At 46.3% G+C, this 23476-nt stretch carries 20 protein-coding genes; 18 read left to right on the forward strand and 2 right to left on the reverse strand.

All coding sequences use genetic code 11. The annotated features are described in order from the left end of the window. Positions 1-20: 20 nt before the first annotated feature. The gene (locus tag H509_RS0109990; protein WP_028544957.1) at positions 21-1136 is read right to left on the reverse strand and encodes a hypothetical protein; all 1116 of its coding nucleotides are present in this window, start codon (positions 1134-1136) and stop codon (positions 21-23) included. A 92-nt stretch (positions 1137-1228) separates the two neighbouring features. Between H509_RS0109990 and H509_RS0109995 the strand changes: the two genes are divergently transcribed. Further along, a complete protein-coding gene (locus H509_RS0109995; RefSeq protein WP_051286939.1) occupies positions 1229-2359 on the forward strand; it encodes a class I SAM-dependent methyltransferase in 1131 nt (376 codons plus the stop codon). A gap of 88 nt (positions 2360-2447) precedes the next feature. On the opposite strand, the gene H509_RS0110000 is transcribed toward H509_RS0109995, so the two are convergent. Further along, positions 2448-2684, reverse strand: coding sequence for a DUF2626 domain-containing protein (locus H509_RS0110000; protein WP_028544959.1), 237 nt, complete (start codon positions 2682-2684; stop codon positions 2448-2450). A 285-nt stretch (positions 2685-2969) separates the two neighbouring features. Here H509_RS0110000 and H509_RS0110005 point away from each other — a divergent pair, with 285 nt between their 5' ends. From H509_RS0110005 to murG, 17 genes are all read left to right on the forward strand, one after another. After that, complete coding sequence (locus tag H509_RS0110005) at positions 2970-3611, forward strand: RsfA family transcriptional regulator (protein WP_028544960.1); 642 nt, start codon at positions 2970-2972, stop codon at positions 3609-3611. A 119-nt stretch (positions 3612-3730) separates the two neighbouring features. After that, the gene (locus H509_RS0110010; RefSeq protein ID WP_028544961.1) at positions 3731-4693 is read left to right on the forward strand and encodes a ketopantoate reductase family protein; all 963 of its coding nucleotides are present in this window, start codon (positions 3731-3733) and stop codon (positions 4691-4693) included. A gap of 47 nt (positions 4694-4740) precedes the next feature. After that, on the forward strand, positions 4741-5127 hold the full coding sequence (locus tag H509_RS0110015) for a DUF3397 family protein (protein WP_028544962.1): 387 nt from the start codon (positions 4741-4743) through the stop codon (positions 5125-5127). A 126-nt stretch (positions 5128-5253) separates the two neighbouring features. Beyond that, the gene (bshC, locus tag H509_RS0110020) at positions 5254-6885 is read left to right on the forward strand and encodes a bacillithiol biosynthesis cysteine-adding enzyme BshC (protein WP_245596021.1); all 1632 of its coding nucleotides are present in this window, start codon (positions 5254-5256) and stop codon (positions 6883-6885) included. A 78-nt stretch (positions 6886-6963) separates the two neighbouring features. Then, on the forward strand, positions 6964-8232 hold the full coding sequence (locus H509_RS0110025; RefSeq protein ID WP_028544964.1) for an adenosylhomocysteinase: 1269 nt from the start codon (positions 6964-6966) through the stop codon (positions 8230-8232). A 179-nt stretch (positions 8233-8411) separates the two neighbouring features. Then, positions 8412-9557, forward strand: a complete 1146-nt coding sequence (locus H509_RS24885; RefSeq protein ID WP_051286941.1) for a DUF4349 domain-containing protein — start codon at positions 8412-8414, stop codon at positions 9555-9557. A 153-nt stretch (positions 9558-9710) separates the two neighbouring features. Then, positions 9711-10142: a division/cell wall cluster transcriptional repressor MraZ gene (mraZ, locus tag H509_RS0110035; RefSeq protein ID WP_028544965.1), complete on the forward strand. Its 432-nt coding sequence runs from the start codon at positions 9711-9713 to the stop codon at positions 10140-10142. A gap of 113 nt (positions 10143-10255) precedes the next feature. Next, positions 10256-11224, forward strand: a complete 969-nt coding sequence (gene rsmH / locus H509_RS0110040; RefSeq protein WP_028544966.1) for a 16S rRNA (cytosine(1402)-N(4))-methyltransferase RsmH — start codon at positions 10256-10258, stop codon at positions 11222-11224. Beyond that, complete coding sequence (ftsL, locus tag H509_RS0110045; protein WP_028544967.1) at positions 11224-11613, forward strand: cell division protein FtsL; 390 nt, start codon at positions 11224-11226, stop codon at positions 11611-11613. The genes rsmH and ftsL overlap by 1 nt, the downstream gene beginning before the upstream one ends. Positions 11614-11625: 12 nt before the next feature. Continuing rightward, positions 11626-13848: a penicillin-binding transpeptidase domain-containing protein gene (locus H509_RS24890; RefSeq protein WP_051286944.1), complete on the forward strand. Its 2223-nt coding sequence runs from the start codon at positions 11626-11628 to the stop codon at positions 13846-13848. Positions 13849-13965: 117 nt separating this feature from the next. Next, positions 13966-15894: a stage V sporulation protein D gene (locus tag H509_RS0110055; protein WP_028544968.1), complete on the forward strand. Its 1929-nt coding sequence runs from the start codon at positions 13966-13968 to the stop codon at positions 15892-15894. 12 nt (positions 15895-15906) lie between these two features. Beyond that, positions 15907-17394, forward strand: a complete 1488-nt coding sequence (locus H509_RS0110060) for a UDP-N-acetylmuramoyl-L-alanyl-D-glutamate--2,6-diaminopimelate ligase (protein ID WP_028544969.1) — start codon at positions 15907-15909, stop codon at positions 17392-17394. Then, positions 17391-18794 carry a UDP-N-acetylmuramoyl-tripeptide--D-alanyl-D-alanine ligase gene (locus tag H509_RS0110065; protein WP_028544970.1) on the forward strand — a complete coding sequence of 468 codons (1404 nt, stop codon included), beginning with the start codon at positions 17391-17393 and terminating at the stop codon, positions 18792-18794. The genes H509_RS0110060 and H509_RS0110065 overlap by 4 nt, the downstream gene beginning before the upstream one ends. A gap of 29 nt (positions 18795-18823) precedes the next feature. Beyond that, positions 18824-19786 carry a phospho-N-acetylmuramoyl-pentapeptide-transferase gene (mraY, locus tag H509_RS0110070; RefSeq protein WP_028544971.1) on the forward strand — a complete coding sequence of 321 codons (963 nt, stop codon included), beginning with the start codon at positions 18824-18826 and terminating at the stop codon, positions 19784-19786. Positions 19787-19790: 4 nt separating this feature from the next. Next, on the forward strand, positions 19791-21221 hold the full coding sequence (gene murD, locus H509_RS0110075) for a UDP-N-acetylmuramoyl-L-alanine--D-glutamate ligase (RefSeq protein ID WP_028544972.1): 1431 nt from the start codon (positions 19791-19793) through the stop codon (positions 21219-21221). A gap of 42 nt (positions 21222-21263) precedes the next feature. Continuing rightward, positions 21264-22361 carry a stage V sporulation protein E gene (gene spoVE / locus H509_RS0110080; protein ID WP_028544973.1) on the forward strand — a complete coding sequence of 366 codons (1098 nt, stop codon included), beginning with the start codon at positions 21264-21266 and terminating at the stop codon, positions 22359-22361. Between the two features lie 5 nt (positions 22362-22366). Continuing rightward, positions 22367-23473: an undecaprenyldiphospho-muramoylpentapeptide beta-N-acetylglucosaminyltransferase gene (murG, locus tag H509_RS0110085; RefSeq protein ID WP_028544974.1), complete on the forward strand. Its 1107-nt coding sequence runs from the start codon at positions 22367-22369 to the stop codon at positions 23471-23473. Positions 23474-23476: the final 3 nt, after the last annotated feature.

Here is a 23476-nt window from a genome sequence, read left to right on the forward strand (position 1 = left end):
AAGTTGAGGCTCCATCTTACTTACCATTTGACGGAGAGCTTAACTGTTAATACATGAGGCTCAACAATTACTTCTTTAGCTTCAATAAACTGTATTAATTGTTGAGGATAGAAATTGAGATCAAATTGCTCCTCCAACTGCTTATGGGTAGACTCTGGCAATTCGAGCCCATTAAACTGTAAGCGCCCAACATGAAATCGGATAGCATTTTCAGGCTCATTTTCAAGTGTATATGTGCCTTCCACAACAACTTTTATCCCTTCGCGCTCGCCAATAGCGGCAATTACACCTTTACGAAACTCAAAGCTAAAATCTTTGAACAGCGGATCTTGCTTGCGCAGAAATTCATTTAATTCCGCGTCTTTGATAGCAACCGTGTAATTTAAGCCGTCGGCAGTTAAATTTCCGTTTTTTTGAATGAAATCGGGAAGCTTTTGCATAGACTGGGCAATCGCTTTGAAATAATGTTTGACTTCGAAAAGGCCAACACTTTGCCAGTATTTGTTGAACTCGGCAATAAGCTGCTGCATCGCTGCTGGATCCGTGCTGTCTGCTACATCGCTGTCCAACTGACTTTTCATCCGGATAAGACGATCTCTTTGTGCCATAAGCTGTGTTCTGACTTGTAATAAATCTTGCTCAAGTGCAGTCTGCTCTTTATGCAGACGATCAATTTGCTTGACATTGTTGCGATAGGATGTAAGCGTATGTTGGTCCGTTTCAATTAAAAATTGGTAATAGTCCAGTAATTTAAACATATCAGACCATCGTTCTGCGGATAAGGCAGCGGCAAGCAGTGTATCCCGCTCACCTATGTAGTAAGCTCTTAGCACTCTACCGGCTTGATCCTGCTTGTCAAGCAGCGCGGATTCCTGAGACTGTAGTTCGTCTTCAAGTTGTTGACGGCGAGTTGCTGCTGCCTCCTGGCGTGCTGTAATGCGACGAATCTCTTGATCTAGTTCTTGAATGGACAAGCTTTGCTGCAACAAATGCTGCATTTCTGTCGATTGTTCGGCCGCCCCCCATGGGATGGGCTGCATAGGCTCTGCGTGTGTGCTGTAAGGTACAGCAGCCGCAAACAGGATAAATAAACATAACCTGAGGCAGTGCTTGGCGGCACGTCTGCCATCTATCATCAGGTACCCCCTTGTACATAGTGCGCATTATCATCATATGATAGGCAGAACCAGGTCATTACCTATCTTCTGGAAATGGACGTGACAAATCAATGAACCTTAATGGCTCACAGCAGTTGATTGCCCGCCTGCGGAAACAATTAACACAATTTCCCGATAATCGTATGCCGTTTTCTATCTATATGTCAAGCTGTTTATATGATGTGGAGTATGGTTACTATATGAGCCATCGCCCCAAAGTAGGGCGGGACGGTGATTTTTACACAAGTGTATATGTTGGCGATCTTATGGCTCAGATGATTGGTCGTTACATCGTTCAACGGGCCGAGGCAAGAGGTTGGCAGCCCGAGCAAGTTCGAATTGTGGAGTGGGGAGCAGGTCCAGGCCGATTAGCTTCACAGTTGCTACGTGTACTCCATGCAATTGACTTCGCTCCGCTTTCTTATACAATGATTGAAGCGAGTGCTTACCACCGAGAACGGGCCGAACAGACTTTAGCGCCTCTATTAACGGCACATACCAAAATCGAATGGTGGGACATGTCTGAGTTTCAGCGCTACGCTGCGCAGAGCCCTATTATTTTTATAGCAAATGAATTGCTTGATGCGTTTCCTATTGAACGTGTTCGAGGGGGGACATCTCACTTGGAACAAGCCTTTGTATGCTGGGGCGACCAGAAGAACAGGTTTGAGTGGACATGGGGGTCTGCTACCAGTGACGTGAAGCAATGGATGAAGCAGCACCAGATCGACCTACGAAATGAACAGATTTATGAGGCCCATATACAGGCGAGCGATTGGATAGGTGAGGTTATACGGTCAATGGTCGATGCTGAGATGCTTTTTGTAGATTATGGTGATATAACGGAAGAATTAATAGCAAGTCACCGGATGAATGGCAGTTTGATGTGTTACCGTAACCATATCGCAAGCGATGACCCGTTTGCAGCGCCAGGAGAACAAGATTTGACTTCATTTGTCGATTTTGACGTATGTAAGCGTGCTGTGCTTCATGCTGGAACAGGAGCGTGCACCGTACATCCTTTGATTCATCAGCAGCAATTTCTATTGGAGTATGGGATTATGGATTTACTTCAATCGCATACTGATTTGAATCCCTTCAGCGAAGTGGCGAGACAAAATCGAGCGATTCGTCAATTGTTGTTATCGGATCAAATGAGTGAACGATTTAAAGTGATGCAAATAAGCAAAGGCGCATTATAAGCTGAATAAGCTTATGTGTGACGAAATAAAACGACCGGAGCACAAGCTGCCCCGGTCGTATTTGTTGGTATGAATAAAAGTGACAGGATTAAAAAGGCTTGCCCATGACGAATACAGACCAGTATGAAAAACCGGTAAAGCATACGATCATGTACGCCCAAAACGTTAAGATGTATGTACGTTCGGACAACTTCAAATAACCAAGCAACACAAAAAATGCCGTTTGCATAAAGAACAGCAAAGCCATTTCGATCATGTCCCCAGCAAATGCCATCAGACCGATGACCAATGTCCAGAAACCGAGTACGCGAAACATCCGTGCCACGATTCATCCCCCTCTCATTACAATCGGCCCAACATTTACTAATTGACATTATAGCCTTCTTGTAATCTGGTGTAAACTGTAAATGATGACGAAATGGAGAACATTTTGTGTACGACCTTCTGAATGTGATATTCCGCATGGACAAAGCCTACGTATGTTTCGTAGAGAAATTGGTTATACATTTTAGTATCCGATAGATTCTATGAACTCTACCATGGGCATAGAGATGAATAAGCGGTGAAATACCGAGAGCAATAATGATGGATGTCGTTAGGAGGGTATGGCATGACAGCAATAAGACAGGATGCATGGACTGCAGACGATGATTTAATTTTGGCAGAGGTAACGCTTCGGCATATTCGGGAAGGAAGCACCCAATTAGCGGCCTTTGAAGAAGTAGGAGAAAAAATAGGGCGGACATCGGCTGCGTGCGGGTTCCGGTGGAACAGTTGCGTTCGTAAAAAATATGAAGCTGCAATCCAACTGGCCAAAGCGCAGCGGCAAAAACGGAATTATTTCAAGAAACAACCAATCGGCGCACAAGTGGCCTCCATCGCACTAACAGATCATGAGGAACTGAATATGAAAGCGGATCTATCGGAAGACTCCTTGTCTATCGATATGGTCATTCGCTTCTTACGTCAATGGCGCAACAATCATCAGGATGCAACCCGCCAGTTAAAGCAGTTAGAAAAAGAACTACAGGATAAAGACGAAATTATGCTGCGCCTACGTCAAGAAAATGATTATTTGTCCAAACAGGTAAATGAGGTTCAAACCGATTATCGTACCGTAAATGATGATTATAAGGCGCTTATTCAAATTATGGATCGTGCACGGCGTCTTGCTATTCTAAGTGATGATGAAGAGGACAACAAGACTAGATTTAGAATGGATGCAAATGGGAATTTAGAAAGAATCGAATAGACGTTATGAAAAGCGAATTACGGAGGATTAGTCTTCCTGTAATGCGCTTTTTTTGTATTTTGTGCACAGCTTTGATATAACTAACTTAGCATATAAGCAAGAAAGAAAGGTGCATAAACTTGTTAATTGATATTGTTGGTGCAGGGGCGGTTGGTTTGCTATATACGTCTCGCTTCATTCGTGCAGGAATTCACGTACGTTTGTGGACACGAACGGAGAAGCAGGCAGACATACTTCGAACAGAAGGGCTGGTGGTAACGGAACGAGACGGTAGTGTCACAAAAATACGTCCAATTGAAGCGTACCCGTTTCAGGCTGCCGATCACATCATACAAGACAGTGGCAAGCAAATAGAGGTGTTAGGACTATTTGTAAAGCAGACACATTTGACCAATCCCTTTATAGAGCGGTTAGGTGCACTGCCAAGAGCGACAGACAGTCTATTTGTCTGCTTTCAAAATGGCATTGGCCATATAGAGCGGTTGGAGTCTGTTATCGCAGGAGAACAACTGGTTAAAGCGGTCACAACAGAGGCGGCAACACGCGTTGCCGCTAACCATATTCTACATGCAGGATCAGGTATGACCTGGCTCGGACAAGATGTAAGAAACTGCGAACGACTACAAAACAATATAAAAGTAGTAAACAACTTGTTGAATCAGGCAGGATTTCAGGCAAATCTGTCGAACAACATCGATAATATGATTTATCATAAACTTCTCATAAATGCTGTTATTAATCCGATTACGGCGATACTTCGTGTTCCGAATGGCGAACTGCTATTAACGGAACGACGTATTCGACTTATGCGTGAAGTGTATGAGGAAGTGACGTCTATTTATCGGGAAGCAGGTATTCCGGTTGCTGATGATGCTTGGGACAATGTTCTGTTGGTCTGCCGCAGCACGGCCCATAACACCTCATCTATGCTTGCAGACGTACTGCAAGACCGATCCACGGAGATCGATTCTATTACGGGAGAATTGCTCCGCAAAGCGGATGCTTATGCTTTAAATGTACCTGTACAGCGTGCGCTCTATCAATTTATACAAGCTTTGGACCCGATGAACCCTTTACTTTGAAAGTGAGTTTCATACCCCCTTAAAGAAAGGAGCGGGCCTTAACCAACATGATAAGCCTTATAGCTAACTCTTTTGGTCTACTGGCAGTTTTACCGTTTTTTCCATTTGCAGCAGTCTTTTTCTTATCGTCCCTCTGGATAGAGGATAGGAAGAAGCGCCTTATGCTGGCAATGGATGTCACAACGTTATTTCTAATCGCTTCTGTCTCCGGCTTGTTTAATGTGTTGTTTCATTCTTCTTTTGGTTTGTATGGACTTATTATGTTTCTTCTTTTGGCTGCTGGCTTGCTTGGCAATATGAAGCACCGCAAGCATGGCAAGGTTAATATTAGGCGATTAATTAGAACGATTTGGCGGTTATCCTTTTTTTTATTGAGTGTTGTGTACGTGCTGTTGTTGCTCATTGGTATTATTGTGTATTGGACGCATGTCTAAGACATCGTACTCAGCAATATGAGGGGCATTTGGTATGGGTAATAGACTAAATTTGAACAGTCGTCCACTTTGACGGACAGGAATGTATTTGTGTACAATCAAGTCAAAAGAGGGAGGCGGCTTCACATGATGTCTTGGCCTACAATGCCAATTCCAATGCAACAAGATTTATCCCGACATTACATAGAACGTAATGGTGAGATCATACATAAACTGTACGAGTATCATCCTGATGAAGATTGGGACAAACGTGTGAAATGGATTGATGAATCACATGCTCTGCGTGCAGACAGATCCGAGTTGGTTGACGTTATAGAGAGTTATCAAAAGCGGGTGAATCCCGCGCCGGAAGCTATGCATTCGCTTTCTCGGCTTAAAGATGAAGCAGCACTAGTAATCGTAGGCGGACAGCAAGGTGGTCTGTTTATGGGACCACTGCTTATGATATACAAGGCTATTTCCATCATCCGTATGTCACAGGAGGCCGAGCAGCGTCTTGGGCGCCCTGTAGTGCCTGTATTTTGGCTGGCTGGAGAAGATCACGACTATGATGAGGTAAATCATACGTATGTGTTGACAACTGAACCGGCTATTCAACGAATTAGAATGGATAAAGAGACAGATAAGCGCACGCCAGTCAGTCAGCTGCACCTGTCTGAAGAGGCGTGGCAGGCCGTCTTGCACGAGCTTGAGACGTCGCTGCCGCAAAGTGAATTTAAGCCGATTATGATGGATCGCCTGCAACATATTTGCAGTGCTGGTCGCTCTCTGACGGAAGCGTGCGCTCTTTTGCTTGGGCATCTGTTCGGCCGTTACGGTCTGGTGCTGCTTGATTCGGCTGATCCATCGCTTCGCAGGCTGGAACAGCCGATGTTCGAACAGCTTATTCTGAAGCAAGCCGAACTGCATGACGCAGTGGAGCGTAGTGAGCGTGCTATAACGGAAAGCGGCTATACGCTGCAGGCAGTGCACGCAGCTAACAGCGCTAATCTGTTCTTGATTGAGGATGGCGAACGGTTGCTGCTGTTGAGAGACAAAGAGGTGTACACAGATCGTCAAGGTCGTGTCAGTCTTACGCAGACTGAACTGTTGCAGCGACTAGAGGCACATCCAGAGCAGTTCAGCAATAACGTGCTGACGCGCCCGTTGATGCAAGATTATTTGTTCCCCGTATTAGGGACGGTACTTGGTCCAGGCGAGATTTCTTACTGGGCACAGACGAAGCATTCCTTTCATGTGTGTGGCATGAAGATGCCTATTCTATGGCCTCGCATGGGCTTCACGTGCGTAGAAGGGACTCTCCAGAAGCTGTTGCAGAAGTATGAGCTTGAGGCAGCAGATATTTGTTTCCGGTATGAGGAGAAGCGTGATGCCTGGTTAGCTCTTCAAGACCAAATCCATTTGGATGAGCGATTTGGCGCCTTAAAAGAAAATGTAGATTCCCAATATAAAGAACTGCTCCATGTGATTACAGGAGCACTGCCCTCGCTAGGCAAGCTGGGGCAGACAAATCACCTTAAAGTGCTAGAACAGATTGACTTTCTTCATCAGCGTGCGCAAGATGCCCTGTCCAAGCAACACGAAACGGGATTGCGCCAGTGGGAACGTTTGAAGCTGGCTATTTGGCCGCTGGATCGTCCGCAGGAGCGTGTGCTGAATCCGCTCGTATATGAGTGTCGCTACGGGCAGGATTGGTTTGCACCGATTATGGAAGCACCGGTTGTATGGAATGGGGAACACCGCTTAGTGTCATTATAATCATTCTGGTTATATGTGCAGGGTGGGCAGCATACCAATGATTGACGCTAGCATAGAATATATGTGGAGGGATTGTAGATGTCGACAAAGGCTTTGCAAGACAGCATTATTCGTGATATCGGCCTAGCGCCGGAAGGGCACTTGAAGATTGATTGGGTAAGAGCACATATGCCAGTATTAAACCGTATTCGCGAGCAGTTTGAAGCGGAACAGCCTTTTAAAGGGCTAAAGGTAACTATATCACTTCACCTCGAAGCAAAGACTGCATACTTAGCGAAGGTTGTTCAGGCAGGTGGTGCGGAAGTGACTATTACAGGAAGTAATCCACTGTCTACCCAAGATGACGTCTGCGCAGCTCTTGTCGAAGATGGCATTAAAGTGTACGCCAAATACAATCCTGACCCTGAAGAGTATAAGCAACTCTTGATCAAGGCGTTGGAGACAAAGCCAGATTTGATTATTGATGATGGCGGCGATCTCATTTCCATTTTACATTCTGAGCGTCCTGATCTGCGTGCGCAGGTGCGTGGCGGAGCGGAAGAGACTACAACAGGTATTTTACGACTGAAAGCGATGGAAAAGGAAAACAAGCTGGAGTTCCCTATGGTGGCCGTTAATGACGCCTTTTGCAAATATTTGTTTGATAACCGTTATGGGACGGGGCAATCCGTATGGGATGGCATCAATCGGACAACTAATCTTGTCGTAGCGGGCAAGACGGTCGTAGTAGTTGGATACGGCTGGTGCGGCAAAGGGGTTGCGATGCGTGCCAAAGGATTGGGGGCTAACGTCGTAGTAACGGAAATAGATGCGATTAAAGGCGTAGAAGCTTACATGGACGGATTTACAGTGCTGCCGATGAGTGAAGCAGCTAAAGTCGGTGATTTCTTCGTAACGGTGACTGGTAATAAGGACGTTATTCGTGGAGAACACTTTGATGTCATGAAGGATGGAGCTATTCTGTCTAATGCGGGCCACTTTGACGTTGAAGTAAACAAGCCAGAACTGGAATCACGTTCAAGCAGTGTGCGTACGGTTCGTCGCAATATTGAAGAATATCGTCTTGTTGATGGACGCAGTATTTACGTATTAGCGGAAGGTCGATTAGTGAACCTTGCTGCGGGTGACGGCCATCCGGCGGAAATTATGGATATGACGTTTGCGCTGCAAGCGATGTCGCTTAAATATGTGAATGAGCAGTATGAGCAATTAGGCAAACATGTAATTGCCGTTCCTTATGAGTTGGATGAGCAGGTTGCGCGCGTGAAGCTTGAGTCGCTTGGCATTCATATTGATGAATTAAGCGACGAGCAGAAATCCTATTTGGATAGTTGGCAAGAGCATTAATAACAGTATCATTCAAATATTTTACAAGCATCGGGTGCAACAATCCGATGCTTGTTTGCGTTTGGATATTAATACCAAGTGGGAATGCACATTTTGATGTACAGGATCTGAGGAGATGTGCAGTTCAACTACTCTACACAACAGACTTCATAAATAGATAAAGAAGGGGGCGAAGTAACATGGAAACTAAAAACTTGACTGAAAGAAACAGCAAGCAAGAAAGATTTATTTTGAGCAGGCTAGGAGGTATGCACAGACATTCTCTTGTATGGATGAGTATATGTTTATGGTTTGCACTAGCTTTACTAGCTGCAGGTTGTTCTAGCTCTGAAGGCAATGAGCTGGCCCGCCTGCAATCCACGGCTGATTCCTCGGCTGATTCCTCGGCCGCAAACAGTGAAGTCAGTAGTGCAGAACAGGAGACCGATTCTAAATCAATCGAAGCTAAAGGGAGTTCCGCAGGAAAAGGGCTGTCAGAGGCACAAGCACAAACAGAACGTAAGCTAATTTATAAGGCAAACCTTACGATGGAAGTGGAGAGTTATGATAAAGCAAAGCAACAAATAAACAATATTATTCACTTGGCTCGAGGATACATTTTATCATTCGAAGATCAATATTCGGAATATGAACGAGCAGGTGTATATGTTATGAAAGTGCCTGCTGATGGGTTCCAATCTCTTCTTGAGCACATAAACAAGCTGCCTAATTTGCGGTTTCAGCGCAGCTATTCTGCAACCGACGTCACAGAAGAATATGTAGATTTGAGTGCGCGATTGAAAGCTCGACGTGTAGTTGAATCACGATTGTTGGGGTATATGGAGAAGGCGGTCACTTCTAGCGATCTGTTGAAATTTTCAAATGAGCTGGACAAAGTTCAAGAGGAGATTGAAAGAATAGTGGGTCGTATGCGATATTTAAACAACAATGTATCTATGTCTACAATTGAACTCCGCCTATACGAGACAATCAAGATAGATCATACGAAGGCGGCGCTAACGGCTCCGTTTGGAGAGCGTATTGGCAGTACACTCTCAAGCAGCATTTACGCGCTTACCGAGTTGTGTAAGAACATTGTATTGTTTATCGTTGCGGTATTACCGTTCTTGATTGTTATTATTTTGCTTCTCCTTCCGGTCTGGTGGGTGGTCCGCATCAAGCGCAGCAGAAGTGAGAGCAGCCATAATCTATATGCCGAGCGTAACCGACGATTAGCTGAACAAACAATTAAAACAGACGATAAACAGGATCAGCCTTTGAAGCAGGAAGCCGGCTCCACATCGGATTGCAGCAACGATAACCAGCTTCTCGATGACAACAAGTAAAGTGGATTTTGGAATGATGGAATTATAACCAAATATCGGATATATAAAAATCCTGCCCTCCAAGCAGGATTTTTTGCTTGTATGGCGAATAAGTTAACCGTTGTGGTGAAAAGTGGTGAGTTGTGGTGGGAATAGGGAGGGGAGTGGTGGCGTATGTTCATGGGTGAATATCAACACAGCATCGATGACAAAGGCCGTCTGATCATCCCTGCCAAGCTTCGCGACAATCTCGGCACGACTTTTATTATTACAAGAGGATTAGACCAATGCTTATTTGTATATCCCCTGGATCAGTGGAGCTTGCTGGAGCAGAAACTGCAGGCGCTGCCTCTTATGAAGGCGGATGCGCGTGCGTTCTCGCGGTTTTTCTTCTCAGGCGCCTCTGAATGCGAGTGGGATAAGCAAGGCCGGATTAACATTCCGAACCATCTGCGAGAGTATGCCAAGCTTGAGAAAGAATGTATGGTTATAGGGGTACAGAACCGTGTGGAAGTGTGGAGCAAAGGTGCTTGGGAACACTATTTTAATGCTTCTGCGTCAACCTTTAATGAGATCGCGGAGACATTGGTGGATTTTAATTTTTAATGCAGCAGCTTTCAGCAGACATATACGCGGTATAAGGTACGTTGATTGAGGTCTATAAAACAGCAAATATTGGCATACAACTAAGAGGGAATCGGAATGCAGGAGGAATGGAAATGTTTCATCATATAACAGTATTACGGGAACAATCAGTTGACGGTTTGGCCGTTCGTCCTGATGGCATATATGTGGATTGCACGCTTGGTGGTGCAGGGCATAGCGAATTGATCGCGTCCAAGCTGTCACCAGAAGGAAGATTGATTGCCCTTGATCAAGATGATTGGGCTCATGATAATGCGAAGCAGCGTTTGGCTGCTTATATGGATCGAGTTACACTTGTACGCACGAATTTTCGTCATTTGGAAGAGGCGCTGCTTGAAGCAGGTGTGCCGCAGTTGAATGGCGTGCCGCAAGTTGACGGCATTTTGTTTGATTTAGGAGTGTCCTCTCCCCAGTTGGATGAAGGAGACCGCGGGTTCAGTTATAACCATGATGCGCCGCTTGATATGCGCATGGACCAATTAGGACTTTTGACAGCCCATGATATTGTAAATGAGTGGTCAGAGGCGGAAATAGCGAAGATTTTGTTTGAGTACGGGGAGGAAAAGTTCTCTCGGCGGATTGCCAAAGTAATCGTTGAGGCGCGGTCGCAAGAACCGATCGAAACGACAGGTCAACTGGCAGAATTGGTGAAGAAGGGCATACCAGCAGCTGCTCGTCGAACAGGCGGCCATCCTGCGAAGCGAAGCTTTCAGGCGTTGCGGATAGCAGTCAATGACGAACTGGGGGCATTTGAGGATTCACTACACCAGGCAGTTAGATGCTTAAATCCAGGTGGTCGGGTAGCTGTTATTACGTTCCACTCGCTGGAGGATCGGATATGTAAGCAGACGTTTACCTCTTACGTCGGCAGATGCACGTGTCCGCCAGGCTTGCCAGTGTGCGGCTGTAACAGTACGGGCACTCTTACCTTAGTGAATCGCAAGCCGATTCTTCCAAGTGAGGAAGAACTCGAACACAATCCTCGCTCGCGTTCCGCCAAACTGCGTATTGCCGAGAAGTTGAATGGAGAGGGGAACAGGTAATGGGATATGTGAGAGGTAATTTAGCTGTTCGTCCTGAGCGGCGTCCACAGGTACAAGAACGATATAAGGAAACAACGAAGAAAGTTGTACGCAAGGCCAGTTTACCTATGCGTGAAAAGGTGCTGTATTTGCTCACGATTGTATTCTGCTCAGCAGTTGCGTTTATGCTTATTGCCAGATACGCAGACATCTATACGCTGAATCGAGAAATTCAAAGCTCCAAGCGTGAAGTGGACAAGATGGCTACCGAGATGGGTGTACTGAAAGTGAAGCAGCAGCAGTTATCGGATTGGGATCGGATTAGGCAAGTCGCAGAGGCAAATGGCTTACGTTTGCCAGACCAGCCGGCAGAAATTCACTCCTTCAAAGTCGATAGCGGCAATGAGTAATGGGGCAACGATATGATTAAACGAATAAAGATACGGACGTTAATTATTGGGGGCTTATTTTTACTTTTTTTTGCGATTATCGTTAGCCGTTTGTTTTGGTATCAGGTGTGGAATCAGGATTTTTGGCTAAGTAAGGCAGAAGCAACATGGTCTGTTGAGAAAAATATTTCTGCAAAACGCGGCACCATCTATGACCAGAACGGTGAAGTGTTGGCGATGGACGCTCCTGCTTATGATGTCGTTGTAAATCCGAGAATTATTCAGGAACTGAGGACTAACGACAAGTTGGTCAAGGAACGTATTGACGTGGAGCGTCTCATCGTAGAGAAACTACATGAAGTGCTGGGCAAGCCAGAAGAAGAATTGTTCGAGTTGGTGCGCAAGCAAAATGATAAGGGAAAATACCATGTTTATCGTGAAGTAAGAAGCGAAGGTTGGAAAATTAATCAAGAGCCTGCAGATAAGCTGACTACGTTTATTTCCGATTTGCAAAAACAGACGGAACAAGCGGACATCGGCTTATATGTGCTTAAAGACTCCAAACGGTATTATGCCAAAAATACACTTGCATCTCATGTGCTAGGCTATATGAACAAAGAGGGTAAGCCTGTGGGCGGGATCGAGTCCCAATTTAATCAATTACTGAATGGGACGGACGGAAAGCTTAATTATCAGAAGGATCGGCAAGGGAACAAACTGCCTTCCGCGAATGAGCTGTATGCGCCTGCACAAGATGGCAGCAACATTTACTTGACGATCGACCGTACAATCCAACAGTACATCGAAGAAGCGATGAAGAAGGTGTACAATCAGTACAGCCCCCAGAGTATAACGGTTATTGCGGCTGATCCTAGCACGGGGGATATTCTAGGGATGGCCAACCTGCCAACTTTTGACCCAAATAAATATTGGGAGTCCGCAAAGGATTTGCGTTCCTTTAACAATTTGGCAGTAAGCGGCGGATATGAACCGGGGTCCACCTTCAAAATTGTAACGCTAGCGGCGTCCGTACAAGAGAACTTATTTAATCCAAATGATTATTTCCAATCTGGCAGTATCGTAGCCGGAGGCAGAAGAATTCATGACCATAACAAGGTGGGATGGGGAACTATCCCTTATCTGGAAGGGTTGAAGCGCTCAAGTAACGTAGCCTTCGTTAAGCTAGGCTTTGAAAAGCTTGGTGAGACACAGTTTAAATCGTATATCGATCAATTTGGATTTGGTAAAATGACTGGTATTGAGCTGCCAGGTGAAATTGGCGGGAAAATACATTTTCAATATCCAGCTGACGTTGCAGCTGCCTCTTATGGACATGGGCAGCTCGTGGTGACGCCGCTGCAACAAATTATGGCGGTATCTGCTGTTGCAAACGGTGGCAAGCTGATGACGCCGCACATCGTGAAGAAGATCGTAGATCCGATGACAGGCAAGGTGGAAATTCGTGAGCCTGAAGTGCTGCGTCAAGTGTTGAAGCCAGACATATCCAAACAAGTTAGCGAATACTTGGAGCAGGTCGTTTCCGATCAGAAGATTGGTACAGGGAAAAATGCGTATATTGAAGGGTATCGTGTAGCGGGTAAGACGGGAACGGCGCTTAAAGTTATTAATGGGAAATATGACGATGTGAGATCCGTTGTATCCTTTATTGGATATGCGCCTGTTGACAATCCGAAGATAGCTCTAATCGTTGTAGTCGATGATCCGAGTGACTTTTATGCAGGTGGAGGATTTGTGGCGGCGCCTTTATTTAAGGAGATTGTAAGCAAATCACTCCGTTACTTGGGTGTGCCTACTACAACGGAATCACAAACGTCAGTCCAGGAGAAAAAGCAGACGATGACTACCCTTGTAAAAGCTCCTAATATTCAAGGGCTGAAGCCGTTTGAAGCGAAGAAACGGCTTGCAGAGAAGGGGATTGTGTTTGAGACAGTGGGAGCAGGTGTTGAAGTAAAGCGGCAGTACCCTGAGCCAGGCACAGAATTAGCGGTGGGGCAGCGTATTTATTTGCTCACCGATGAACCTGCAAAGATGCCGCTGCCAGAGTTGAAAGGCAAATCATTACGTGACGTGCTGGAGATTACATCTTTGCTGGAGTGGAAACTTACGATGGAAGGTGAAGGTTATGTGAAGGAGTACACGAAGTCCACGGAAAATGGCCAACGTATCGTTCATGTGAAACTTGAGCCAACATTAGCACTAGAAGCAGCCAAAGCGGAAGAAGAGAAGACGGAGTGACCGTTATTCTCCTAACAAGCTCTTAAAAGCGCGACATCGCTTTTAGGAGCTTGTTCTAACCCCTGCTTGTTCGGAATAGGTTGATTATAACCATTGTCGGACAAGGGAGGAATTGCCGTGAAAATATCTGGTGTAACTGTCCGTAAACGCCTTATCATTGGATTTGCACTAATGGCGGTTGGCTTTATGGCGCTTGTCGTCCGTCTTGCATACGTACAGCTGTGGCAAGGCAGTGAATTAAGTGCCAAAGCGGAGGAGTCTTGGCGACGCAACATTCCTGTTGTCGCAAAGCGAGGGGAAATAGTAGACCGTAATGGAGAACGATTAGCCTACAATATTAGTTCTCCTTCGGTTATGGCGGTGCCCGCACAAATTAAGGATGCGCAACAAACAGCGGAGCAGCTTGCTCCGTTGCTTGGCATGTCTGTAGACAAAGTGCACAAGGAAATTACGAAACGAGCTTTAATTGTTCGTCTGAAACCAGGCGGGCGCAAAATACCGCTTGACTTGGCAACTCAAATTCGAGCATTAAAGCTGTCAGGAATTGTAGTTGCGGAAGATAATAAGCGTTTCTATCCGAACAAGGACTTGGCGTCACACATACTAGGATTTACAGGGATTGACAACCAAGGATTAACAGGTATCGAGGCCAAATACGATACGGCATTAAGCGGCTTGCGAGGAAGTATCACTTTTTTGGCTGATGCCAAGGGACGGTTAATGCCCAATTCAACGGAAAAGTTTGAGCAGCCACGAGATGGGTTAAATTTGCAATTGACGATTGACAAAGATATACAGACAATAATGGAGCGGGAATTGGATCAGGCGATGCTTGATTTGAATCCAAAACATATCGTTTCCATAGCGATGGACCCGAATAGTGGCGAAATTTTAGCGATGGCAAGCCGGCCGAATTATAGTCCAGAACATTATCGGGATTATCCTACAGAGGTGTACAACCGTAATTTACCTGTATGGATGACATACGAGCCAGGATCTACCTTCAAAATTATTACATTAGCCGCTGCACTTGAAGAAGGCAAGGTGAACTTGTATAATGAGCATTTCTTCGATCCTGGTCGAGTTGAAGTTGGCGGTGCCAAGCTTCGCTGCTGGAAGAAAGGCGGACATGGCAGCCAAACGTTTTTGGAAGTTGTCGAAAATTCATGTAATCCTGGCTTCGTAGCGCTCGGTCAACGCTTGGGCAAAGAGAAGCTGTTTGAGTACATACGCAACTTTGGCTTCGGCAAGAAGACGGGTATCGATATGAGCGGTGAAGAGAACGGTATTATGTTTAGACTTGATAAGGTTGGACCTGTTGAGTTAGCTACAACCGCATTCGGTCAAGGTGTATCGGTGACGCCGATTCAGCAGATTGCAGCGGTGTCAGCGGCTATTAACGGTGGAAAGTGGTATAGGCCGCATGTGGCCAAAGCTTTTATCCAGCCAGAAACTGGACTAGTAGTGGATGAAGTTAAGGCTGAGATGGTTCGTCAAGTCATTTCGGCAGAAACCTCTAAAAAGGTGCGGGATGCCCTTGAACATGTTGTGGCACAGGGTACTGGTCGTAACGCATTTATCGATGGTTATCGGGTAGGCGGCAAGACCGGAACGGCCCAAAAAGTTATTAATGGAAAATATTCACCAGATGAACATATTGTATCTTTTATTGGCTTTGCGCCCGCTGACGATCCAAAAATTGTAATTTATACAGCCGTAGATGATCCTCAAGGGATTCAATTCGGTGGATTGATTGCAGCACCAATCGTAAAACGGATTATGGAGGACGCGCTGCATGTGCTTGGAGTCAAGCCGAGGCAAGATCAGGTGAAGCGAGAATATCGTTTTGATGAGCAGCCATTAGTGACGGTTCCAAATCTCGTAGGGAAGACGCTGTCTGATATTTACGAAGATATGAATATGAATTTTCAGCTGGCCAAGTCCGGTGCAGGACTTACTGTTATTCATCAGGCGCCTAAGCCTGGTACAAGAGTAGAAAAAGGAACCACCATTCGCATTTATATGGGTGAGAATACGGAGGAATAACTGATGCAGCAGATGAACTTAGCAGTAGCAACTTCTCAAATCGTAACAGCGTCATTAATTGGAGACGGTAACACCGTATTTAGTGGTCTCGCTGTTGATTCACGACGCGTACAGAAGGGGGATTTGTTTTTCTGTATTTCTGGAACAGCTGATGATGGGCATCGTTACGCCAAGCAAGCCATTGAAGCCGGTGCAGCAGCACTGGTCGTTGAGCGTGAGCTCGACGTCAATATCCCTCAATTAATGGTCAAGGACGCAAGACATGCATTAGCTGTTTTGTCTAATACGTATTACAAGCAGCCCAGTCAGGATCTTCGCCTAATCGGAGTTACGGGAACTAATGGCAAAACAACGATCACGTATTTGATCGAAAAAATATTAACGGACGCATGCACAAGCACAGGGGTTATCGGAACGATTGAGATGCGTTATGCCAATGAGACGCACCCGATGTCTGGAACGACACCAAATGCCTATGAGCTACAGCATGCGCTGCGTGATATGGCCGACAAAGATGTTCAGGCGTGTGTGATGGAAGTATCCTCGCATGCGTTGGAGCAGGGGCGGGTAAAAGGCTGCCGCTTCCGTACGGCTGTGTTTACAAACTTAACGCAGGACCATCTGGATTATCACGGAACGATGGAAGCATATCGTGAAGCAAAAGGTTTGTTCTTCTCTCGTTTGGGCAATACATTTGCTGAGAAGGAACAAGATCGTTCCTATGCGGTTCTGAACGCGGATGATGGGGCTACTGCGTACTTCAAGTCGATCACTACGGCTGAGACGGTTACGTATGGACTTCACAAGTCGGCAGATGTCAGAGCGGAAAATATTCATATTACAGCGCAGGGAACGAGCTTTACGGTTCATTCGTTCAAAGGCTCTGCAAATGTCCACTTGAAGATGGTTGGGAAATTTAACGTGTACAACGCACTAGCTGCGATCGCAGTAGGTTTGTTGGAACATATTGAATTGGCCGATCTGGTTAAAAGCTTGGAGGCAGTCGAAGGTGTTGCGGGCCGCGTAGAAGCGGTGCAGGCGGGGCAGTCATTTTCTGTAATTGTTGACTATGCACATACACCTGATGGCCTTGAGAACGTGTTAGCTACCGTCAAAGAGTTTGCAGAAGGTCATGTGTATTGCGTATTTGGCTGCGGTGGTGACCGTGATAAGAAAAAACGGCCGATTATGGGGCAAATTGCAGCGAAGTATGCAGATTATATTTATGTAACGTCTGATAATCCGCGTACGGAAGATCCAGACCTTATATTACTTGATATTGAAGCAGGCTTGAAGGCGGATGGGGTATCCAAGGAGCGTTATGAATTAATTGTAGATCGTCGAGCCGCTATTACGAAAGCTATTGAAAAGGCAAGCCCTCGCGATGTAGTATTGATTGCGGGGAAGGGCCATGAAACGTATCAGTTGATCGGCAAACAAATTCATGATTTCGACGACCGTAAGGTTGCGGAAGAAGCGATAAGGGGATTAAACCGGTGATTGAAACGAATTTAACATCAATAGCAGCGATGTGCGGGGGCACATTGCTTGATGCTGCACAAGAACAGATTGCTGTGCGGGGCGTATTTACTGATTCGCGCCAAGTAGAGCAAGGCGCGCTGTTTGTCCCGCTTGCCGGAGATCGTTTCGACGGTCATAGCTACGTCGAACAAGCTCTAGCGGCTGGTGCAGCCGCCGCGTTCTGGCAGGCGGATCACCCGCTGCCAGAAGCGAGGCTGCCGCTAGTAATCGTAGATGACACGCTGCTTGCTTTGCAGCGTATGGCAACTCATTATATTAAGCAGCTTGATGTCAAGGTTATTGCCGTAACGGGCAGTAACGGCAAGACAACAACGAAGGATCTGATCACAGCAGTACTGTCCCGCTCCTATCGCGTTCATAAGACGGAAGGCAATTTCAACAATCATATTGGTCTGCCGCTTACTGTATTACGAATGCCAGCTGATACAGATGTTGTGGTGCTAGAGATGGGGATGAGTGGACGAGGGGAAATTGAACTGCTCACGAAGCTTGTTCATCCTGACATTGCCGTCATTACCAATATTGGCGAAGCGCATTTGTTGCAGCTTGGTTCCCGAACAGAAATTGCACGTGCTAAATTGGAAATTATTAGCGGGTTAAAAGAAGAGGGTGTGCTCATTTGTCTTGGTGACGAGCCGCTGCTGGAGCAAGTTATTGGCGAGCCGGAGACGACCCAACCAGCTAGTATGAACGTAGTTACATACGGGATGGGTCCGCTTAACGACTACAGACCGGATTCGATCATGCAAATGGAAGATGGCATGACGTTCTCCGTCATAACGGCTCTAGGTGAACGATCAGTCTACAGCATTCCGATTTTGGGTCAGCATAATGTGTTAAATGCGATGGCCGCCATTGCGATTGGTCGTTTACTCCACGTTCCCGAACAGATGATAGGGGCGGCTTTGGAGAGTGTTCAAATCTCGGGCATGCGCATCGAGAAGATCGACACCGAACAAGGATGGACGATCTTAAATGATGCCTATAACGCGAGTCCTACTGCGATGAAAGCAGCGATCGACGTATTGGCATCTGTGCGTGGTGGCAAACGGATTGCGATTTTGGGAGACATGCTCGAATTAGGTGAGCAAGAGGTGCAGCTCCATCGTGAAGTTGGTGCTTATATTACGTCTCACAAGACGGACGTACTATTAACTTACGGGAAACTGGGAAATGAGATTGCAGAAGGCGCAAAATCTCATCTGCCTGAAGGTGCTGTAAGGTCGTTCCAGAATAAAGATGAGCTTCGAAACTATATGCTGGAACTTGTAGAGCCGCATGCTACCGTGCTGGTTAAGGCGTCACGTGGTATGAAGATGGAAGAGATTATAAAGCAATGGATTCAGATTAAGCATTAGCGGTCTGTGGTAACGGGAGGTGAAAGGAATTGGACTTCAAGTTGATATTAATGACAATCGGGGTTTCTTTTATACTAGCTGTCATATTAGGCCCGTTATGCATACCGTTGTTAAGACGGTTGAAATTCGGTCAGCAGGTTAGAGAAGATGGACCTAAAGGGCATTTGAAGAAAGCAGGTACCCCCACAATGGGGGGCGCTATTATTTTGCTTGCATTCACGTTAGCCTTTTTAAAGTTTTCAGTTATGGATACGGACTTTTACGTGTTATTGGTCGCTACATTAGGATTCGGTTTAGTCGGATTCCTGGATGATTACATTAAAATTATTTTTAAGAGATCACTTGGATTGACTGCTAAACAAAAGCTGTTTGGTCAGCTGCTGTTCTCTGGCATTGTATGTGTCTTGCTCGCACAGTCTGGACACAGCACCTTTGTTGGTGTTCCAGGCACATCTGTTGGATTAGAGCTTGGATGGTTCTACTATGTGTTTGTCATCTTGATGATGCTGGCCATTAGCAATGCGGTTAATTTTACGGATGGTTTGGACGGTTTGCTGTCTGGCGTCAGTGCGATTGCGTTTGCAGCATTTGCCATTATTGCGCTGCAAGCATCCGAAATTGCAGCTGCTGTCTGTGCAGCGGCCATGATCGGAGCGGTACTTGGTTTTCTGGTCTTTAATGCGCATCCTGCCAAGGTATTTATGGGGGACTCCGGATCGCTTGGCATCGGGGGAGCGATTGCGGCGGTAGCGATATTGACCAAGACAGAGTTGCTGTTTATCATTATCGGCGGTATATTTGTCATTGAGATGCTTTCGGTTGTCATTCAGGTTGTATCGTTTAAGACAACAGGCAAGCGAGTATTTAAAATGAGCCCTATTCACCACCATTTTGAATTATCGGGATGGTCGGAGTGGCGCGTTGTCATCACGTTCTGGGTGGTCGGCATCTTGCTAGCTGGACTCGGACTATGGATTAACAAGGGGTTGTAACATTATGAATCATCCAGATACGTATCGTGGAGAACAAATTGTTATTTTAGGTCTTGCCAAAAGTGGGTTCGATGTAGCCAAGCGTTTGCATGAGCGCGGTGCGATCGTAACCGTCAATGATAAGAAGGAACGCCACCAGTGTCCCGAAGCTTCTGAGTTGGAAGCTTTGGGCATTTGTGTTGTATTGGGGACACATCCAGATGATCTGATTACGGAGCAAGTGAAACTGCTTGTCAAAAACCCGGGCATCCCTTACAGCGCACCGCCAGTACAGCGTGCAATTGAACTTGGCATTGATATAGTCACTGAGATTGAGGTTGGCTATCATTTGTGTGCGGCGCCTATTATTGGGATTACGGGCAGTAATGGTAAGACAACTACTACGACATGGGTCGGACGTATGCTGGAAGAAGCGGGACTTTCACCTATCGTTGCAGGTAATATTGGAACACCGTTCAGTGGTATTGCGGCAGATGCTAGCGAGAACCAACGTGTTGTGCTTGAATTAAGCAGCTTCCAATTAAAAGGAATTCAACAGTTTCACCCGCATGTTGCCTGCTTATTGAATATAGCGGAGACCCATTTGGACTATCATGGTGGTATGGAAGACTACATCAGTTCTAAAGCGAAGCTGTTTGCAAATATGACCACCAATGATATTGCGGTGCTTAATGCGGACGATCCAACCTGCATCACACTTGCACCTGCTATTCAGGCGCGCATTTGGAACTTCTCATCCAGACAAGAAGTGAAGACAGGTGCATATGTAGACCCTGCCTTCCCATCAGATGCCGGTGATACATCCGAGGACACGCATCGCATTGTATTTCGAGATGAGCAAGGTGTTAAGCATGACATTATAGCTGTAGATGAGATTGGGCTGCCAGGACGATTTAACGTAGATAACGCTTTGGCGGCGGTTACGATCGCTGTGGCTGCTGGCGCGAAGCCGGAGAGTCTGGTGGAATCGCTGCGCTCCTTTAAAGGTGTGGAGCACCGTTTAGAATCGGTGCGTGAACATAAGGGCGTCCAATACTACAACAACTCAAAAGCTACCAATACAATTGCAACACAGATGGCGTTGGAAGCCTTCCCAGGTAATATTGTACTAATTGCAGGCGGGTTGGATCGCGGACTTGATTTTAAAGAGCTTGTACCTTATTTGCGCGAGCGGGTAAAGGCAATCGTTACTTTAGGCGAGACGCGTCATATTTTAAGAAACGTTGCGTTGGATGCGGGTTTGAAGTCTGTTCACGTCGTCGACAATAAAGAAGACGCCGTAGAAGCCATTCAGGAAGCGGTAAGTGCTGCTGAACAATTTGCGACAGCAGGCGACATCGTCCTGTTATCACCTGCATGTGCGAGTTGGGACATGTTTCCTTCCTATGAGATACGTGGACGCATTTTTAAAGAAGCGGTGCATAGTCTTAAGTAGAGGGGTGTTCAAGCCTCTACATTGTCCAATGAGGTGTACCGAATGGTCAAAGCAAAAACCGCGCCCGATGTGTGGCTAATCGTTGCTGTCGTATCGCTTCTCGCGATCGGTATCGTCATGGTGTACAGCGCAGGAGCTGTTGTCGCCTTTCATGATTATGGGGACTCCTTTTATTTTGTAAAGCGGCAGCTGCTGTTTGCCGGATTAGGCCTAGCTGCTATGTTTGTGACGATGAATGTGGACTATCACGTCTGGAAGAGATATTCCAAAGTCGGGCTCGTTGTTTGTTTTTGCTTGTTAATTATTGTATTGATCCCGGGTATTGGAAATGTGCGAGGTGGCGCACGCAGTTGGCTTGGCATCGGTTCATTTGGCATTCAGCCGTCTGAATTTATGAAGCTCGCTATGGTAACTTTTCTTGCGTATTTGCTGTCACAATCCCAGCATACGATTACGAATTTTACAAAGGGGCTGTTGCCTGCCCTTGGCATTATGGGGCTAGCATTTGGTATGATTATGTTGCAGCCTGATCTAGGTTCAGGAACTGTTATGGTGGGAGCCTCCTTACTTCTCATCTTTATATCAGGTGCTCGCATTCAACATTTGCTAGGCTTGGCTATGGTTGGGGTCGCGGGCTTAGTAGGGCTCATATTAGCTGCCCCGTACCGAATGGATCGTATTACCGGATTTCTTGATCCGTGGAAAGATCCGCTTGGTACAGGCTATCAAATTATACAATCGCTGTATGCGATTGGCCCTGGCGGCCTGACAGGACTAGGGCTCGGTGCTAGCCGACAAAAATACAATTACGTTCCCGAACCGCAGACCGATTTTATTTTTGCTATTTTAGCGGAAGAACTCGGATTCATCGGCTGTATTACGGTCATTATATTGTTTTTGATCCTCGTTTGGAGAGGAATGCGTGCAGCTTTGACAGCACCGGACTCTTTTGGAAGTCTGCTTGGTGCAGGCATCGTCGGCATTGTAGCTGTTCAAGTTATTATTAATATCGGGGTTGTGATCGGGCTTATGCCGGTTACAGGAATTACACTGCCACTTATTAGTTATGGTGGTTCATCGTTAACTTTGATGCTTACCGCACTAGGAATTCTACTTAACATATCACGTTATGCGAGGTGAACGTCATGCGCGTCGTGCTTAGCGGCGGTGGCACGGGAGGACACATTTATCCTGCACTGGCCATCGCACGGGAATGCGAGAAGCATTATCCCAGCAGCGCTTTTTTATATATTGGAACAGAACGTGGACTTGAGAGCAAGCTTGTTCGCGAAGAGGGCATACCGTTTGAATCGATAGAAATAACAGGCTTTCGTCGTAAATTGTCTGTGGAAAACGTGAAGACGGTGCTGCGCTTTTTAAAGGGTGTCAGCCGCGCCAAACAGTTATTAAGAGATTTTAAGCCTGATGTTGTCATTGGAACAGGCGGTTATGTGTGCGGGCCCGTTGTATATGCCGCTGCCAAGTTAGGCATTCCAACAATCATCCATGAGCAAAATGTAATTCCTGGTTTGACTAACAAGTTTTTGAGTCGTTACGTAAATACGGTAGCTGTCAGCTTTGAACAATCAAAGCCGTACTTTGCTAAGGCGAAGCATGTGCTGTTTACCGGCAATCCTCGCGCTACTGCTGTAGTGGAGGCTAATAGGGAACGGGGCTTTGCGTCGCTTGGACTTCCACAAGACAGCCCAATTGTACTAGTTGTTGGTGGCAGTGGTGGAGCAAAAGCAATTAACAATACGATGGTACAAATGGTTCCGATGCTAAAGCGGCTGCCAAACGTTCATTTTGTATACGTTACGGGCCAGCATTATTATGAGCATACGCGCAAAGAAGTGCTCAAGAGCAGTGACGGGGTGCGTAATCATCTGCATGTGTTGCCTTACATCAGCAATATGCCTGAGGTGCTTGCAGCGACAACGCTTGCCATTAGCAGAGCAGGCGCATCATCACTTGCAGAACTTACGGCGCTCGGAATACCGTCAATCTTAATTCCGTCGCCCAATGTGACCAACAATCATCAGGAAGCAAACGCACGCTCACTGGAGCAGGCTGGTGCTGCCGTGATGATGACGGAGAAGCAGCTGACAGCGGAGCTGCTGTTTGGCCAGATCGAGCAATTGTTGAAGAACGATGGACATCGGCAGACGATGCGAGATCGTTCAAGAGCACTCGGACAGCCGGAAGCGGCGATGCGAGTCGTATCAGAGATCGAACGCTTAGCGGGCAAGTAGTAT

It is taken from the genome of Paenibacillus taiwanensis DSM 18679, from assembly GCF_000425125.1.
In the GTDB taxonomy this organism is placed as follows: Bacteria; Bacillota; Bacilli; order Paenibacillales; family Paenibacillaceae; genus Paenibacillus_B; species Paenibacillus_B taiwanensis.

What these genes read in the sequence shown, in the direction of transcription:
- H509_RS0109990 (WP_028544957.1), bottom strand. Translation starts at nt 1,136, where the DNA reads ATGATAGATGGCAGACGTGCCGCCAAGCACTGCCTCAGGTTATGTTTA.
- H509_RS0109995 (WP_051286939.1), top strand. Translation starts at nt 1,229, where the DNA reads ATGAACCTTAATGGCTCACAGCAGTTGATTGCCCGCCTGCGGAAACAA.
- H509_RS0110005 (WP_028544960.1), top strand. Translation starts at nt 2,970, where the DNA reads ATGACAGCAATAAGACAGGATGCATGGACTGCAGACGATGATTTAATT.
- H509_RS0110015 (WP_028544962.1), top strand. Translation starts at nt 4,741, where the DNA reads ATGATAAGCCTTATAGCTAACTCTTTTGGTCTACTGGCAGTTTTACCG.
- bshC (WP_245596021.1), top strand. Translation starts at nt 5,254, where the DNA reads ATGATGTCTTGGCCTACAATGCCAATTCCAATGCAACAAGATTTATCC.
- H509_RS0110025 (WP_028544964.1), top strand. Translation starts at nt 6,964, where the DNA reads ATGTCGACAAAGGCTTTGCAAGACAGCATTATTCGTGATATCGGCCTA.
- H509_RS24885 (WP_051286941.1), top strand. Translation starts at nt 8,412, where the DNA reads ATGGAAACTAAAAACTTGACTGAAAGAAACAGCAAGCAAGAAAGATTT.
- mraZ (WP_028544965.1), top strand. Translation starts at nt 9,711, where the DNA reads ATGTTCATGGGTGAATATCAACACAGCATCGATGACAAAGGCCGTCTG.
- rsmH (WP_028544966.1), top strand. Translation starts at nt 10,256, where the DNA reads ATGTTTCATCATATAACAGTATTACGGGAACAATCAGTTGACGGTTTG.
- ftsL (WP_028544967.1), top strand. Translation starts at nt 11,224, where the DNA reads ATGGGATATGTGAGAGGTAATTTAGCTGTTCGTCCTGAGCGGCGTCCA.
- H509_RS24890 (WP_051286944.1), top strand. Translation starts at nt 11,626, where the DNA reads ATGATTAAACGAATAAAGATACGGACGTTAATTATTGGGGGCTTATTT.
- H509_RS0110060 (WP_028544969.1), top strand. Translation starts at nt 15,907, where the DNA reads ATGAACTTAGCAGTAGCAACTTCTCAAATCGTAACAGCGTCATTAATT.
- murD (WP_028544972.1), top strand. Translation starts at nt 19,791, where the DNA reads ATGAATCATCCAGATACGTATCGTGGAGAACAAATTGTTATTTTAGGT.
- spoVE (WP_028544973.1), top strand. Translation starts at nt 21,264, where the DNA reads ATGGTCAAAGCAAAAACCGCGCCCGATGTGTGGCTAATCGTTGCTGTC.
- murG (WP_028544974.1), top strand. Translation starts at nt 22,367, where the DNA reads ATGCGCGTCGTGCTTAGCGGCGGTGGCACGGGAGGACACATTTATCCT.